Raw genomic sequence first — 15,085 nt, 5'->3', positions numbered from 1 at the left:
ATCATCCATGACCCACGCTATGCCTGCTGATGCACCCGTACTCTGGTGGATACGGCGCGATTTGCGCTTGGCAGATAACCCCGCGCTTGATGCTGCGCTGAAGGCAGCACAGGCAACAGGCGCACCCGTCATCCCGGTGTTCATCTTCGATCAGGAAGACGAAGCCCTTGGGGCAGCGCCCCGGTTCCGTCTGGGCTTGGGGCTGGAGCACCTGCAGGGGCGGTTGCGCGCGATGGGCTCGGATCTGATCTTGCGCCGAGGCGAGGCCGCAGCCGAGCTGGATGATGTGATCGCGCAGACCGGGGCTGGCGCCGTGCATTGGTCGCGCGCTTATGACCCCAAAAGCATCGAGCGGGACACGGCCATCAAAGAGGCGTTGAAAGCGCGCGGCCTGCACGCGCAATCCCATGCAGGTCATCTGCTGTTTGAACCCTGGACCGTCGCGACCAAAACCGGCGGCATGTATCGCGTCTACTCACCGTTCTGGAAAGCGGTTCGCACGCGTGACGTCGCAGAACTGATCCCCGCGCCGACGCATATTCCGGCCCCCGCCACCTGGCCCAGCAGCGCGCAGCTGTCGGACTGGAACCTGGCCGCGCGGATGAACCGTGGTGCCGCCATCGTGGCGCAGCACTGCCGCGTCGGCGAAGAGGCCGCAGAGGCGCGATTGCGCGATTTCATCGACAGCCGGGTTGCGCATTACGCAACGGCGCGCGATCTGCCCGCTGTTGATGCCACCTCGGGCCTCTCTGAAAACCTCGCTTGGGGTGAAATCAGCCCGCGCCGTATCTGGCATATGGGGGTTGCAGCCATGGAGGGCAGTGCCGCCGCCGGGGCAGAGACCTTTCTGAAAGAAATCGTCTGGCGCGAATTTGCCTACCACCTGATGTTCCACACACCGCATATCCTGACCACCAGTTGGCGCCCCGAATGGGAGAGCTTTTCCTGGTCCGACGGCGCGACAGAACCGCTTTTGGCCTGGAAACAGGGGCGCACTGGTTTTCGCTTTGTCGATGCGGCCATGCGGGAAATGTATGTGACCGGCAAGATGCACAATCGCGCCCGGATGATCGTGGCGAGCCTGCTGACCAAACATATGCTCACCGATTGGCGCATTGGTCAGAAATGGTTCGAAGAGTGCCTGGTCGATTGGGATCCCGCCTCCAACGCCATGGGCTGGCAATGGGTTGCCGGGTCCGGGCCAGATGCCTCGCCGTTTTTCCGGGTGTTCAATCCCGATGGGCAGTTGGACAAATTCGACCCCAAAGGGGTCTATCAGGCGATGTGGATCGCCGAGGGCCAGCGCAATCCACCATCAAAGGCGCTGCAGTTCTATGAGGCCATGCCGCGCAGTTGGGATCTGTCACCGGATATGGCGCGGCCACGTCCGGTTCTGGATCTCAAAGCAGGGCGGGAACGGGCGCTGGAGGCCTATAGCGCGCGGGACAAAGGCGCGGCATAACCTCAACCGTGCTGGTTCCCAACTCTGCCAGTCCCCAAGCCTGCCAGTCATCACGGCTGCAATGCAGCGCAGCCCTGTCAGGTGGCTGCGTTTCGCAGTGCCATGTCGCACGTTCATCCGCCACTTAAGTCGGGTGTATCGACAGGTCTCTTGTCAGAAACATCTGAAATGGCCTAACCTTTTTGCAACTGGTCCCTGGGGGAGGGGACGGGGGGAGGAAGCTATGCTGCTGACAAGCACAGAAGGTCAAACCGGTCTGCCGCGGTACTTCGCGAAGATCTTCAACCAGATTCAGGCGCTCGAGGTTGGCCAATTGGACATCCACCTGCCGGATGGCCGGGTGTTTCGCGTCAATGGGGCGGCGCCTGGCCCGATTGCCGATCTGAAAATCCACAATCCGGATTGTTTTGCCCGTTTGATCCGCGAAGGCGACCTGGGTTTTTCCAACGCCTATCTTGACGGCTGGTGGAGCACCTCGGATCTGATGGCGTTCATGGATCTGGTCCATCTGGGCTATGAACCGGTTTACGATGACTTCCCCGGCCGCGGCTTGATCCGGGCGTATGAACAGTTCCGCTTCTGGCTGCAACGCAATCACCGCGCCCAGGCGAAGGCCAATATCTCTTATCACTATGATCTGGGGAACGACTTCTACGGGCTGTGGCTGGATGAGACGATGACCTATTCCAGCGCTTTGTTTTCCGGGTCCGAACAAAGTCTGGAGGCGGCCCAAACCGCAAAATATTCCTCCATGGTGGACCAGATGGGGGTAAAGCCCGGTGATCATGTGCTGGAGGTCGGCTGCGGCTGGGGCGGGTTTGCCGAATACGCGGCCTCGCAGCGCGGGCTGAAGGTCACGGGTCTGACCATCAGCGAAGAGCAGTTGAAGTTTGCGCGACAAAGAATTGAAAAAGCAGGCCTTTCCGATCAGGTCGAGCTGCGGTTGCAGGATTATCGCGACTGCAAAGGGCAGTTCGATGGGATCGCATCAATCGAGATGTTCGAAGCTGTCGGCCAGAAATACTGGCCTGTGTATTTCGACATGATCCGCGACCGGCTGCGCCCAGGTGCGCGCGCCACATTGCAGATCATCACTGTCGGCGATCACCGCTGGGAGGTGTATCAGCGCAGCGTCGATTTCATCCAGAAACACATCTTCCCCGGTGGTATGTTGCCCGCGCCCAAAGTGCTGGGCGAGGAAATTGAACGGGCAGGGCTCAGACAGGTGTCGTCGATTGAATTTGGGGACAGCTACGACCAGACCCTGCGCATGTGGCATACCAGTTTCAATGACCGTTGGGATGAGGTGCAAGCGCTTGGCTTTGACGACCGGTTCAGAAAGATGTGGAACTATTACCTCACGTCCTGCGCTGCCGCCTTCCGCTCGGGCAGCTGCGATGTGACACAGGTGACAGTGGCGCACCGCTGATCTGCCATAACCGCGCCGCATTGCTGTGATCCTGTGCGACCATCCGCACTGTAGCACTGTCGACCGGACCACAAAGGCGAGCGACAGGATCGTGCCACAAAATCGCGCCAGAAGATCGCACCATGAGAAAGGGGCCCATATGCCGACTGCTGCCAGATTGATTGCCGCCATCGCCATGGCTCTTGTGGCGACAGGGGTTTCCTATCTGATCATGCCGTTGTTGCCCGATGGCACTGCCTTTGGCTATTTCGTGCCACTGAACGCCGGGCTTGGAGCGTCGATTGGCTGGCTCTGGGTCGGGCGTCAAACCGGGCTCGGTCTTGTCAATGCGGTCAACAATGGTCTGACTGGCGCCGCGCTTTTGGTCCTTTGGGGCCTGTTTTTTCAGGGCGCTTGGGAAATGTTCCGCCTTGCCATGCGGAACCGATACGATGGTCCTTTTGAGGCGCTTTCGGCCATTTTTGTCATCGCATTGGATTTCTTTTTCGTGATGGCGGTGCCACATGTATTGCTGGCGCTGGCAATCGGCGGCGTGTTGACCGCATTATTGGCGGAAAACGCCGCGCGACGCTGGCGATAGCGAAATCTGCTAGACGGGACTGCACATTGGTCGATCTTTTTGTTTACGGCACGCTGCGGCATGTGCCGCTTCTTGAGTTGATCCTTGGCCGCTCGGGTGCGGATCTGGATGTGCAGGCGGCGGCATTGCCGGGTCACGGAGCCTTTGCGGTGGTGGACCAGCCGTTCCCCGCGATTGAGCCGCGCGCCGACCACAGCGCGCCGGGGCTGCTGCTGCGTGGGCTCAGCGATGACGATATGGCTGCGTTGAACTTCTATGAAGGCGGGTTTGACTACACGCTGCGGCGGATGACCGTCACGCTTGACGATGGTGAACAGGCGCCTGCGGATGTCTATTTCCCCGAACCCGGACTGTGGCCAACAGGAGAGGTCTGGGATTTTCCGGCCTGGCAAACAAAATGGGGGGCCTTATCAGTCCGCGCCGCCGAGGAGGTGATGTCCTATCGTGGCCGCCTTACCGCTGCCGAGGTTGCAGAGCGCTTTCGCGCGATCCGCATTCGGGCCGCCGCCTGGCTTGCAGCTCAGGACAGACCGGGCAACGCGGATCGGGATCTCTCCCGCGATGTGGTGGTGCACAACCACAAACGGGCCTATGTGAATTTCTTCGCGATGGAAGAAATGGATCTGCAGTTCCGCCGTTACGACGGCACGCTCAGCGAGGTGGTGAACCGTGGGGCTGCACTGGTGGGGCAAGCCGCCGTGGTCTTGCCCTATGATCCGCGCCGCGATCAGGTCCTCTTGATCGAACAGTTTCGCGCCGCGACCTTCATCGCCGGATGCACCACCCCCTGGATGTGGGAGCCGATTGCCGGTCTCATCGATCCGGGCGAAACACCCCAGCAGGCCGCCCACCGCGAGGCGATGGAGGAGGCGGGGCTGCGGTTGCAAACCCTGGAACCTGTGGGCCAGACCTATCCCTCCAGCGGCGCGTCCGGTGAATTTTTGCACGTCTTCGTCGGCATCTGTGATCTCGACCAACCTGCAGGCGGTGGTGGTCTTGCCAGCGAGGCAGAGGATATTCGCAGCCAGATCATCGGCTTTGATGATCTGATGGCCGGGGTCGATGCTCAGATCTATCAGGATCTGCCCCTGGTGACCGCAGCCCTCTGGCTGGCGCGCCACCGCGACCGGCTGCGCGCCGCCCACACCTAACCGAAAACAGCAAGCCACGGAGATGGCTTGTGAAACATGCGTCCCTTGGCTACACCTCTGGGGACTGATCGAAAGGGATACCATGCGTATTGCACATGATCTGGCCGATGCGATTGGCCAAACGCCTCTGATCCGCCTGAACCGCGTGAGCGAGGAAACCGGATGCGAAATCCTCGGCAAGGCCGAATTCATGAACCCAGGCCAATCCGTTAAGGACCGGGCCGCGCTCTACATCATCAAGGATGCGATTGCGCGTGGGGAACTGAAACCCGGCGGCACCATCGTCGAAGGCACCGCTGGCAATACCGGGATTGGCCTGGCGCTGGTTGGGGCCTCCATGGGGTTCAAGACCGTGATCGTGATCCCGGAAACCCAATCCGAAGAGAAAAAAGACATGCTTCGGTTGGCGGGCGCACAATTGGTGCAGGTTCCTGCCGCACCCTACCGCAACCCGAACAACTTCGTGCGCTACTCGGAACGTCTGGCCAAGGAACTGGCCAAGACCGAGCCGAATGGTGCGATCTGGGCCAACCAGTTTGACAACGTGGCCAACCGCAAGGCCCATGTCGAAACCACGGGCCCCGAGATCTGGGAACAGACGGGCGGCAAAGTGGATGGTTTCATCTGCGCAGTCGGCTCTGGCGGCACATTGGCAGGCGTTGCGGATGCGCTGCAGCCCAAGGGTGTGAAGATCGGTCTTGCCGATCCGATGGGGGCGGCGCTCTATTCCTATTACACCACCGGAGAGATCGCGACCGAAGGCGGCTCTATCGCCGAAGGTATCGGCCAGGTGCGCATCACCAAGAACCTGGAAGGGTTCAAACCGGATCACTGCTATCAGATCAATGATGCGGACGCGCTGCCCTATGTCTTTGATCTTCTGCATGATGAGGGCCTCGTGCTGGGCGGCTCCTCCGCGATCAATATCGCCGGGGCGGTGCGCCTCGCTAAGGAACTGGGGCCGGGCAAAACCATCGTCACCATCTTGTGTGACTATGGCACCCGCTACCAGTCCAAGCTGTTCAATCCCGACTTCCTGCGGGAAAAGAACCTGCCGGTGCCGGATTGGATGACCCACACGCCTGCTTCAATTCCAGGCGTGTTCGAAGACGTATGATCGCGGCAGTGTCGCGGGCGCACCGCGCCCTGACCGGGTTGACCTCGCGCATTTGGCACGGGGTTGGCTTGGGGCGTGGCCGTGCTGTTGCTCGCACCATGAAGCTGGCATTTGGTCTGGCGGTTGGCGTTGGGCTGGCTGGTGCAATAGGGGGCGGGCTTGTCACGCCCCTCCATGCGCAAGAGGCCGCAACCAGCACCACGGCTGGATCCGCTGCGGGCATGACTGAGGCGCAAAGCAGCGCACCAACCGGCGAGGCGGTCACAGCAACCCCAACCGGAGAGAGCCTGCAAGCAAATGCCGCCACGATCATGGCGCAGCTTGGCGTCAGCGATGAAGAGCGGGCCTACTACGTACGGTGGCTCAGAACCGCGACCCGCGCGGAGGAGGTCATCGACGCGCGGCGCGCCTCAACCATCGCGCTTGATCAACTGCGTCTCGATCTGGCCGAGTTCCGCCAGACCTTCCAAAGCAAGAGCCGGGAAAATGGCGCCCGGATCAAAACCCTTCAGGGGCAGATTGCAGCCCTCGGCACGCCGCCGGATGATGCGGGCAGCGAACCCGCCGATATTGCGGTGCTGCGCCAGGCTCTGGAACTGCAGTTGAACGAATTGCAGGTGCCGCGCATTCTTGCCGATCAGGCCTTCAGCCGCGCTGACGGGTTGATCAACGAGGTTGATGAAATCGTCCGCGACCGGCTGACCACCAAATTGCTGGACCGGGGACCATCGCCGCTCAATCCCGAATACTGGCCCGACGCGCTGCGCGACATGGCGGTCGTGTTGCAGTCGATTGGCAATGAAACCCTGTCGCTGTTGCGCAACGACGCCACCGAACAGCGCATTCGTGGCGATATGGTTGGCATTCTGGTGCTGGTGACGCTGGGCGTGCTGTTGATCGTGTTTGGCCGCCCATGGGCGCGCGCCGCGGGCACCTTCCTTGGTGGTGTGGCGGCCCGCGGCTCGGGTGTGTGGACTTTCGTGGTTTCGCTCTTGCAGGTGGCTTTGCCGCTGCTTGGTGTGATCGGCATCGCGGCTGCGATTGATCTCGCAGGCGTTGTCGGCGTGCGCGGCAGTCTCATCCTGGAATCGTCGCCTTACTGGGCGTTCCTCATCCTGTCGTTCCTCTGGCTTGGAGAGCGGCTTGCGCGCAGCGATATCGAAACTGACCTGTTGCCGATGGCACAGGGCTATCAGGCGGAAACGCGGTTCCTGCTGTTGATGATGGCGGTGGTTCTGGCGGTGCAGGATGTGCTGACCACGCTGGAACTGCTGCAGCCGATTCCGGAGACCAGCGTCGCCGTCTACAGTTTTGCGCTGATCGCTGGCGCCGCTCTGATCCTGCTGCGGCTGCACCGCATCGGCAGCAAACAGCGCCGCAGCCGCGCGGAGGCTGAGGCCGCAGAAGCCGCAGTAACCGCACCAGATGGCGCCATCGCTGTTGGCACCGGCAAGCTGTTCGTGATCCTGCGTCGCGTGATTTACCTGTTTGGCTTTGCCGGACCCGTGCTGGCTGCCTTTGGCTATATCAACGCGGCCGAGGCGGTGATTTTCCCGGCCATGACCTCGCTGGCATTCCTGGCGGCCCTGATTGTGCTGCAACGCTTCTTTGAGGATCTCTACGGTCTGATTTCTGGCCGCGGCCCTGCCGTCGAAGACACGCTGTTTGCGGCCCTCATCGGCTTTACGCTGGCGCTGGTGTCCTTGCCGGTCTTTGCGCTGATCTGGGGCGCGCGCGTTGCGAACCTGACAGAGCTTTGGGCGAATTTCCTGCAGGGTTTCCAGATCGGTGACACCCAGATTTCGCCCACAGCCTTCCTGACCTTTGCGGCTGTTTTTGCGATTGGCTACACCATCACCCGCATGATCCAGGGCAGTCTGCGCAGCACGCTGTTGCCGAAGACGCGCATTGATCTGGGTGGTCAAAACGCGATCGTTTCCGGCACGGGCTATGTCGGTATATTCCTGGCCGCGCTGGTGGCCATCTCCATGGCTGGTCTGGACCTGTCGTCACTGGCCATTGTGGCCGGGGCGCTGTCAGTAGGGATCGGCTTTGGCCTGCAGACCATCGTGTCCAACTTCGTCTCGGGTATCATTTTGCTGGTGGAACGGCCCGTATCCAAAGGCGACTGGATCGAGGTGGGCGGCCTGATGGGCTACGTGCGCGACATCTCGGTCCGCTCCACCCGGATCGAAACCTTCGACCGCACCGATGTGATTGTGCCGAACTCCGATCTGATCACCGGAACCGTCACCAACTACACCCGCGGCAACACCGTCGGGCGGGTGATCGTGCCGGTGGGCGTTGCCTATGGCACCGATCCCCGCCGGGTAGAGGCCGTGCTGACCGAGATCGCGCGCGCCCATCCGATGGTGTTGATGAACCCGCCGCCCTCTGTGGTGTTCCAGGGGTTTGGCGCAGACAGTCTGGATTTTGAAATCCGGGCCATCCTGCGCGATGTGAACTGGGTGCTGTCGGTGAAATCGGACATGAACTACGAGATCGCGCGCCGATTTGAAGAAGAGGGCTTTGAAATCCCCTTTGCGCAGCGAGACATTTGGATCCGCAACGCAGAGAGCCTGGTGCCAGCAACCAGTGGCGCAGACGCCAAAACCTCCAAGGATGTCACCCCCACTTCCCAAGGGGCTTCGGGGGACACCTCTGGCGACACCAAAGAGACGACCAAAGAGGCCGGCAAACAGACCGGCAAAAAGGCGCGCCCCTCGAAACCGGATCTGAAACCGGATCTGCAGGATCTGAGTTCGGACGACACAGACGACGCCAGCAACAAAGATGCAGGAGATGACGGCGATGACTGAGCAGCTGTTTTTGCAAGACGCATATCTGAGCGAGGCGACCGCCACAGTCATCGCTCATACCCAAGAGGGCGGTGTGGTTCTGGACCGGTCGATCTTCTACGCAACCGGCGGCGGCCAACCCGGTGACACCGGGCAGCTGACAGCAGAAGGCCAGCCACCGCTGACCATCATCAACACCGTGAAGGGCGAGGCAGGTGCGATTGTCCTTCTGGCAGAGCCCGACCAACCGCTGCCGCCCGTCGGCACCGAGGTGGTTCAAACGCTCGACTGGGATCGCCGTTTTGGCCATATGCGGATCCACACGGCTTTGCATCTATTGTCCGTGGTTCTGCCGCTGCCCGTCTCCGGCGGGGCGATTGGCGCTGAAAAAGGCCGTCTTGATTTCAACATGCCCGAAGCGCCCGAAGACAAAGCCGCACTGGAGCAGGCGTTGAATGATCTGATCGCTCAGGATCTGGAGGTGACGGACCGCTGGATCACCGATGCTGAGCTGGATGCTCAACCCGATTTGGTGAAAACCATGTCCGTGTCGCCACCCCGTGGCAGCGGCAAGGTTCGGCTGGTGCGTATCGGCGATGAGACGGCGCAGATCGACCTGCAGCCCTGCGGTGGCACGCATGTGCGCAAGACCGGCGAAATTGGTGCTATCCGCCTTGGAAAGGTTGAGAAAAAGGGCAAACAGAACCGCCGCGTCTATGTCCATCTCGCGGGCTGACAACTTCTTTGCAGGAAAGTGAATTTTTTCCAGTTTTCGCTCTTGCATTCCCCCCCGTGATCCGTCAAAAGTCCGCCCAACGGAGAGGTGGCCGAGTGGTCGAAGGCGCACGCCTGGAAAGTGTGTAGGCGGGAAACCGTCTCCAGGGTTCGAATCCCTGTCTCTCCGCCATAACCCCCAAGTTTTGGTTTTATCAGTTGGCCAGCAGCCTATGTGCGTTTGTGTCGTTCATCGTTTCTGCGCACGGCGAAACACAAGGTCACGAAAAGGCCAGGGCACAGAGTGCCCCAGCCAGTTGGCTCAGGATGTCATCATCTTGTAGCCTTTGGTGGTCGGGAAGGGGTTCGGCTTGCCGAGGATCTTGACCAGACGCCACACAACATAGCCACCCGCCGGGACCACGGCCTCGTTGAAGGTCTCGATGCGGGTTTCCTGTGGCACAAAGGTGCCCCCTTTCTGCGGATCCGCCGTGAAGACGTAATACTGGAACACGGTGAAATACGGATCAGGCGTCAGATCTTCTTTGATGTAATATTCCCCAGCCTCGCGCGTGATGCCGGAGGTCACGCTGGTCACCGGATGGTCGTATTTGACGCCGATGGCTGTGATGCTGGGTTTGCCGTGATCAGCGCCGACGGTCAGCTGACCGGTTTCATAGAAAAAGCGACTCGCAGACCCGGAATTGGAACTGGGATTCATTGATGCGTATTGCATCACCTGTTCAACGGTCATTCCTTCGGCGAAGGGAATGCCGGACTGGACGTAGTAATTGCCAACGATGCGAAGTGTGATGTCGGTATCTGCCATCTGGGCTCTCCAATTTAAGAAATCAATGTAAACGCAAGCTTACAGTCGCGAAGTAGTTTGGTGGCCGATTTAAGCAATCACAGGTTGCATTGTTTTACGGTGGAAAATGGAACCAAAATTTTGGCCCAAATAGAACCGTGACAAATCAATACTCTAGCGCTGCTCTTGGCAGTCGGATCCGGACTTGGGGTACCGATTCAGGGGATTTTTTACGGTTGTTCCGACGCTGATTTGGCACCGGGTGGCGTGGTTAGCAGCGTCGTCAGCAGCGTAACCAGCATCGTTGGTCCAGCACAGTGAGACAGGCAGCGAGACAGCCAGCGGGACGGGCAGCGAAACGGGCAGGCGTATGACGTACACATCAAAATGATAGACGTCTATCAAAAAACGGGCTATGCCTGTCGGGGCAGGGTGTCATACGCGTGCTGATCCGTATGTCGCATTCGTAAGCCCACGGTCCCGCAATAGGCGCAAGCGCGTTGGGGCTGGCGCAAACCGGTGCTGCTGCTCTGCGAAAAAAGGGGCCCGCCACCATCGGTGATGACAACCATTGATGATGACAAAAGGGCGATCAGAAAAAGACGGCCACAACAGGAGGTCCAGCCGATGCGCAAACCCACGCTCCATGATGTCGCCGCCGCGGCAGGGGTGAGCTATGCCACCGCAGACCGCGTGCTGAACAACCGCGGTGGCGTGGCCAAGAAGTCGTCAGATCGGGTGCAGGCCGCGATCGCGCAGCTTGGCTATCACCGCGACATCACCGCCGCCAATCTGTCGCGCAAGCGGCGCTATCGTTTTGATTTTTTGCTGCCAGAGGCGCGCGGTGGGTTCTTTGCTGCTTTGGCCGCACAATTGGCCGCTCGGGTGCCGCAGCACCGACAGCTGCGCCAGGACATCACGCTGCGGCTGCTGCCCGCCTTTGATGCGCCGGCTTTGGCCCAGGCCATCGACACCTGCGTTGTAGACGGGGTCGATGGGCTTTGCGTGGTGGCGCTGGATCACCCGGATGTCACTGCCGCTCTGATGCGCGCCCGTGCAGCGGCTGTCCCCGTGATCACCTTGGTGGCAGATACGGGCGCAGCCGCACGGTCGGCCTATGTCGGGATCGACAATCGCACCGCCGGGCGCACCGCTGGGGATTTGATGCTCTTGGCCCATCGGGGTCGCGCGGGTGGGTTGATCCTGCCGGTCATGGGCAGCGCTCAGGCCCGCGATCACGCGGACCGATGCGCCGGGCTGCACGAGGTCGCAGGCCCTACGCTGGAGATCTTGGAGCCACTGGAAACCGCGGATGACGCAGACCGTTTGCAGCAGATGCTCGCCACCGCGTTGCAGCGCCATCCTGGGATCACCGGCATCTACAACCTGGGCGCCGGGGTGCCGGGGCTGATCGCGGCGCTTGATCAGCACCACCGCGCTGCAACGCCCGCCCAAGGATCAGACAATGCATCACCCCCCCGGATGGTGGTGATCAGCCACGAGCTGTGCGCGCCCTCCCGCGGGGCTCTGCAAAGCGGGCTCATCGATGCAGTGATAGACCAAAATCCCGGCCGTGAATTGGATCAGGCGCTGCGCGCCCTGACGCGGCTCAGCGACGCCCAACCTTTTGACCCGGCCTCCGGCGTGATCACCCCGGCGGTTCATTTCAAACACAACCTGCCCCCGCTCCCCGCGGATGGGCCTGATGGAGACACCTGATCATGGCTGGCTATTTCGACCACATCGCACCGATTTCCTATGACCCCGACAGCGAGGGGTTGGCGTTTCGTCACTACAACCCCAATGAAATCGTCCTGGGCAAACGGATGGAGGATCACCTGCGGTTTGCTGTCTGCTACTGGCACAACTTCGTGTGGGAGGGGAACGATCCCTTTGGTGGGCAGACCTTTGATCGCCCGTGGTTTCCCGCCGACACAATGGATCTGGCCCGCGCCAAAGCAAACGCCGCCTTTGACATGTTCCGCATCCTCGGCGTGCCATATTACTGTTTTCACGACCATGACATCCGCCCCGAAGGCGCAAGCCTCGCCGAAAGCCACGCCCGTCTGAACGACATCGGCGATCTGCTGGAACAGAAGATGGCAGATGGCGGGCCCAAGCTCTTGTGGGGCACGGCGAACATGTTCTCCAGCCGCCGCTACATGGCTGGCGCCAGCACCAACCCTGACCCAGATGTGTTTGCCTATTGCGCCTCCACCGTGCGGGCCTGCATGGATCTGACCCATCGTCTGGGCGGTGAAAACTATGTGCTCTGGGGCGGGCGCGAGGGCTATGAAACGCTGCTCAACACCGATCTGTCCCGCGAGCTGGAGCAGATGGGGCGTTTCCTGTCTATGGTTGTTGACTACAAACACAAGATCGGCTTTCAAGGCGCGATCCTGATCGAACCCAAACCGCAGGAGCCGACCAAACATCAATATGACTATGACGTCGCCACGGTCTATGGCTTCCTCAAACGGTTCGGCCTCGAGGATGAGGTGAAGGTCAATATCGAACAGGGCCATGCCATTCTGGCAGGTCACAGTTTCGAACATGAAATCGCCATGGCCAATGCGCTGGGGATCTTCGGGTCCATCGATATGAACCGCAACGACTATCAATCCGGCTGGGACACAGATCAATTCCCAAACAATGTCCCAGAGGTGGCGCTGGCCTATTATGAAATCCTGCGCGGTGGGGGCTTTGGCTCGGGCGGTACCAATTTTGACGCCAAGCTGCGCCGCCAGTCACTGGATCCCGAGGATTTGATTGTAGCCCATGTGGGGGCCATGGATGTCTGCGCCCGCGGTCTGCGTGCCGCTGCCGCCCTGCTGGACAGTGACCGGCTGGAGGCGCGCCGCCGTGACCGTTACGCCGGTTGGAACAGCGCCGAGGCGCAGGGCTATCTGGCCGAGGGCGCAACGCTGGACGCCATCGCTGATCAGGCGGAGGCAAAGGCGCTTGATCCACAGCCGGTGTCTGGCGCGCAGGAACAACTGGAGGCGCTGGTCAACCGCTTCGTCTGAAGCGACAGACCAGAGCGTCACAATCGGGAGAGGGGACAGACATGTATCTAGGCATTGATCTTGGCACATCGGGGCTGCGGGCGCTGCTGACCTCGCCCGTCGGCGCGCCCGTTGCGGTGGCAGAGGCGCAGTATTCTGCGCAGCACCCCCATCCCGGCTGGTCCGAGCAGGACCCGGCCGATTGGATCGTCGCGCTGGACCAGGCGATGGCGCAGCTGCGCGACAGCCCGGGCTTTGCCGATATCCGCGGTATCGCTGTTGCGGGCCATATGCATGGGGCTGTGTTGCTTGACGCGGCGGATCAGGTGTTGCGCCCCTGTATCCTGTGGAATGACACCCGCTCTGCCAGTGAGGCGGCAGAACTGGATGCCATGCCAGCCGTGCGAGAGCTGAGCGGCAATATCGTTTTTCCCGGCTTCACAGCCCCCAAACTGCGCTGGGTGCAGCGCCATGAGCCAAAGATTTTTGATCAGGTCGCCAAAGTGCTGCTGCCTGCGGGCTTTCTCAATCTGCATCTGACCGGGCGCCATGTGGCTGATCTGTCGGACAGTGCCGGCACCTCTTGGCTGGACGTGGGCGCGCGGGCCTGGTCGGACCGCCTGCTGGAGGCGGGACACATGCGGCGCGATCAGATGCCCGATCTGGCCGAAGGCCGCGAGGCCGTTGGCACTCTGCGCCCCGATCTTGCACAGCGTTGGGGGCTGCAGCCGCAGGTGGTTGTGGCGGCGGGTGCGGGTGACAATGCGGCGGCGGCCTGTGGCACCGGGGTGATGGCGCCGGGGCAGGGGTTTGTGTCGCTTGGCACCTCGGGTGTGGTGCTGGCGGCGCGTGACGGGTTTCATCCCGACCCGGAAACGGCTGTTCATACCTTTTGTCATGCCCTGCCGCAGCGCTGGTATCAGATGGGTGTGATGCTGTCGGCCACGGATTGTATGAACTGGCTCAGCCGGATCAGCGGGCAGAGCCCGGCGGCAATGACCGCGCCTTTCTCCGATGGGCTGCGCCCGCCCTCTGAGGTGCGGTTTCTGCCCTATCTGTCGGGTGAGCGGACACCGCATAACTCTGCCCAGTTGCGGGGCGGATTTTCCGGGCTTGCCACAGCCAGTGATCTGCAGGATCTGACAGCAGCGGTGATGACGGGGGTCAGCTTTGGTCTGCGCGACTGTCTGCAGGCGCTGCGCGCCACGGGCGCCACGATTGATCACTGTCTGGCCATCGGCGGTGGCAGTGCGTCGCCCTATTGGGTGCAGCTGCTGGCAACGGTCCTCAACCAACCGCTTCAGCTGCCACTGCATGGTGAATTCGGCGCCGCCGCCGGGGCTGCCCGGTTGGCGCGTTTGGCGCATACGGGGGAGCCGGTTGATGCGGTCCTGACGGGTCCTGAAATTGGCCAGACCGTGCTGCCTGATCCCGCGCAGGTGGCGGCCTATGAAAACGCCTACCAACAGTTTCGCGCCCAAGTCGCCGCCGAACTGCAGCAGAGCTGAGATCCCAAACCGGGTGAGTCGCATCGATTCGGCGCGATCGCGAGTGTTTGCAGGGACGGTCGGTTGCGCCATGCCGGGCGAATTGAAAAAAGTTGTATCAAATCTTCGCTATTGTTGACGCCCTTGGAACAGAGAGGGCGGCGCATTGACCCCATCGGCATGATTTGGCCACAGGTGGTGCCACGGTTTGTGGCCGGGTTCGACGCACTCTGGTGCTGTAGGTTTTGCCAGGGTCGTTGGCCCGTTTTTGGCCCGTTTATGACCTGTGATCGATCTGTGTTTGGCGCGTGAATTGCCTCGAGGTGTGCGCCTGTCATTGTCTCGGTGTTTGTCCCTATCTTTGCCTGGATTTTGCCAGCGGGACAGGCGGTTGGCTAGGCAGCCGACTCATAAAACTCGATCCACAGTCTGACGGATGCCAGTTTGATCATCGACAGGAAATTGCGTGACGTCTTTTCGTATCGGGTTGCGATGCGACGGAACGAGGCTTTCAGCCTGCCAAAGAACCGCTCG

11 protein-coding genes, 1 tRNA gene and 1 pseudogene are annotated in these 15,085 nt (G+C 61.0%); 11 read left to right on the top strand and 2 right to left on the bottom strand.

The genetic code is table 11. From position 1 onward, the window contains the following. The first annotated feature begins 7 nt into the window (after positions 1-7). The 8 genes from Q0C28_RS13505 (at position 8) to Q0C28_RS13470 (ending at position 9,444) form a co-directional block, all read left to right on the top strand. Positions 8-1,462: a deoxyribodipyrimidine photo-lyase gene (locus Q0C28_RS13505; RefSeq protein ID WP_293576621.1), complete on the top strand. Its 1,455-nt coding sequence runs from the start codon at positions 8-10 to the stop codon at positions 1,460-1,462. 223 nt (positions 1,463-1,685) lie between these two features. Then, a complete protein-coding gene (locus Q0C28_RS13500; protein ID WP_293576618.1) occupies positions 1,686-2,891 on the top strand; it encodes a cyclopropane-fatty-acyl-phospholipid synthase family protein in 1,206 nt (401 codons plus the stop codon). A gap of 139 nt (positions 2,892-3,030) precedes the next feature. Further along, positions 3,031-3,471, top strand: a complete 441-nt coding sequence (locus Q0C28_RS13495) for a TrgA family protein (protein ID WP_293576617.1) — start codon at positions 3,031-3,033, stop codon at positions 3,469-3,471. 26 nt (positions 3,472-3,497) lie between these two features. Then, on the top strand, positions 3,498-4,622 hold the full coding sequence (locus tag Q0C28_RS13490; RefSeq protein WP_293576616.1) for an NUDIX domain-containing protein: 1,125 nt from the start codon (positions 3,498-3,500) through the stop codon (positions 4,620-4,622). 82 nt (positions 4,623-4,704) lie between these two features. Further along, positions 4,705-5,739: a cysteine synthase A gene (locus Q0C28_RS13485; RefSeq protein ID WP_293576615.1), complete on the top strand. Its 1,035-nt coding sequence runs from the start codon at positions 4,705-4,707 to the stop codon at positions 5,737-5,739. Positions 5,740-6,050: 311 nt separating this feature from the next. After that, positions 6,051-8,558 (top strand): DUF3772 domain-containing protein, encoded by a 2,508-nt coding sequence (locus Q0C28_RS13480; RefSeq protein WP_293576708.1) that lies wholly within the window; start codon positions 6,051-6,053, stop codon positions 8,556-8,558. Next, on the top strand, positions 8,551-9,273 hold the full coding sequence (locus Q0C28_RS13475; protein WP_293576707.1) for an alanyl-tRNA editing protein: 723 nt from the start codon (positions 8,551-8,553) through the stop codon (positions 9,271-9,273). Before Q0C28_RS13480 ends, Q0C28_RS13475 begins: the two co-directional genes overlap by 8 nt. 81 nt (positions 9,274-9,354) lie before the next feature. Beyond that, positions 9,355-9,444: transfer RNA gene (locus Q0C28_RS13470), tRNA-Ser, on the top strand. Between the two features lie 129 nt (positions 9,445-9,573). Here Q0C28_RS13470 and Q0C28_RS13465 read toward each other — a convergent pair. After that, a complete protein-coding gene (locus tag Q0C28_RS13465; RefSeq protein ID WP_293576613.1) occupies positions 9,574-10,080 on the bottom strand; it encodes a hypothetical protein in 507 nt (168 codons plus the stop codon). A gap of 606 nt (positions 10,081-10,686) precedes the next feature. On the opposite strand from Q0C28_RS13465, the gene Q0C28_RS13460 reads away from it, so the two are divergent. Genes Q0C28_RS13460 through xylB form a run of 3 tightly spaced genes read left to right on the top strand, consistent with a single transcriptional unit; the run spans position 10,687 to position 14,572 of the window. After that, positions 10,687-11,778, top strand: coding sequence for a LacI family DNA-binding transcriptional regulator (locus tag Q0C28_RS13460; RefSeq protein WP_293576612.1), 1,092 nt, complete (start codon positions 10,687-10,689; stop codon positions 11,776-11,778). Then, positions 11,778-13,085, top strand: coding sequence for a xylose isomerase (gene xylA, locus Q0C28_RS13455; RefSeq protein ID WP_293576706.1), 1,308 nt, complete (start codon positions 11,778-11,780; stop codon positions 13,083-13,085). Before Q0C28_RS13460 ends, xylA begins: the two co-directional genes overlap by 1 nt. Positions 13,086-13,126: 41 nt before the next feature. Then, positions 13,127-14,572 carry a xylulokinase gene (xylB, locus tag Q0C28_RS13450; RefSeq protein ID WP_293576611.1) on the top strand — a complete coding sequence of 482 codons (1,446 nt, stop codon included), beginning with the start codon at positions 13,127-13,129 and terminating at the stop codon, positions 14,570-14,572. 374 nt (positions 14,573-14,946) lie between these two features. On the opposite strand, the pseudogene Q0C28_RS13445 reads toward xylB, so the two are convergent. After that, positions 14,947-15,085 (bottom strand): annotated as a pseudogene (locus tag Q0C28_RS13445) (IS5/IS1182 family transposase); the annotation flags it as partial.

Origin of the sequence: Phaeobacter sp. (assembly GCF_022825805.1) — a bacterium.
Lineage (GTDB): Bacteria > Pseudomonadota > Alphaproteobacteria > Rhodobacterales > Rhodobacteraceae > Phaeobacter.
Note: the sequence above shows the minus strand (reverse complement) of the source record. Positions and strands in the feature narration are given on the sequence as shown.

Excerpts from the sequence above, each read along its gene's own strand:
- Q0C28_RS13505 (WP_293576621.1), top strand. The coding sequence starts at position 8 with ATGACCCACGCTATGCCTGCTGATGCACCCGTACTCTGGTGGATACGG.
- Q0C28_RS13485 (WP_293576615.1), top strand. The coding sequence starts at position 4,705 with ATGCGTATTGCACATGATCTGGCCGATGCGATTGGCCAAACGCCTCTG.
- Q0C28_RS13495 (WP_293576617.1), top strand. The coding sequence starts at position 3,031 with ATGCCGACTGCTGCCAGATTGATTGCCGCCATCGCCATGGCTCTTGTG.
- Q0C28_RS13475 (WP_293576707.1), top strand. The coding sequence starts at position 8,551 with ATGACTGAGCAGCTGTTTTTGCAAGACGCATATCTGAGCGAGGCGACC.
- Q0C28_RS13460 (WP_293576612.1), top strand. The coding sequence starts at position 10,687 with ATGCGCAAACCCACGCTCCATGATGTCGCCGCCGCGGCAGGGGTGAGC.
- Q0C28_RS13480 (WP_293576708.1), top strand. The coding sequence starts at position 6,051 with ATGGCGCAGCTTGGCGTCAGCGATGAAGAGCGGGCCTACTACGTACGG.
- xylB (WP_293576611.1), top strand. The coding sequence starts at position 13,127 with ATGTATCTAGGCATTGATCTTGGCACATCGGGGCTGCGGGCGCTGCTG.
- Q0C28_RS13465 (WP_293576613.1), bottom strand. The coding sequence starts at position 10,080 with ATGGCAGATACCGACATCACACTTCGCATCGTTGGCAATTACTACGTC.
- Q0C28_RS13500 (WP_293576618.1), top strand. The coding sequence starts at position 1,686 with ATGCTGCTGACAAGCACAGAAGGTCAAACCGGTCTGCCGCGGTACTTC.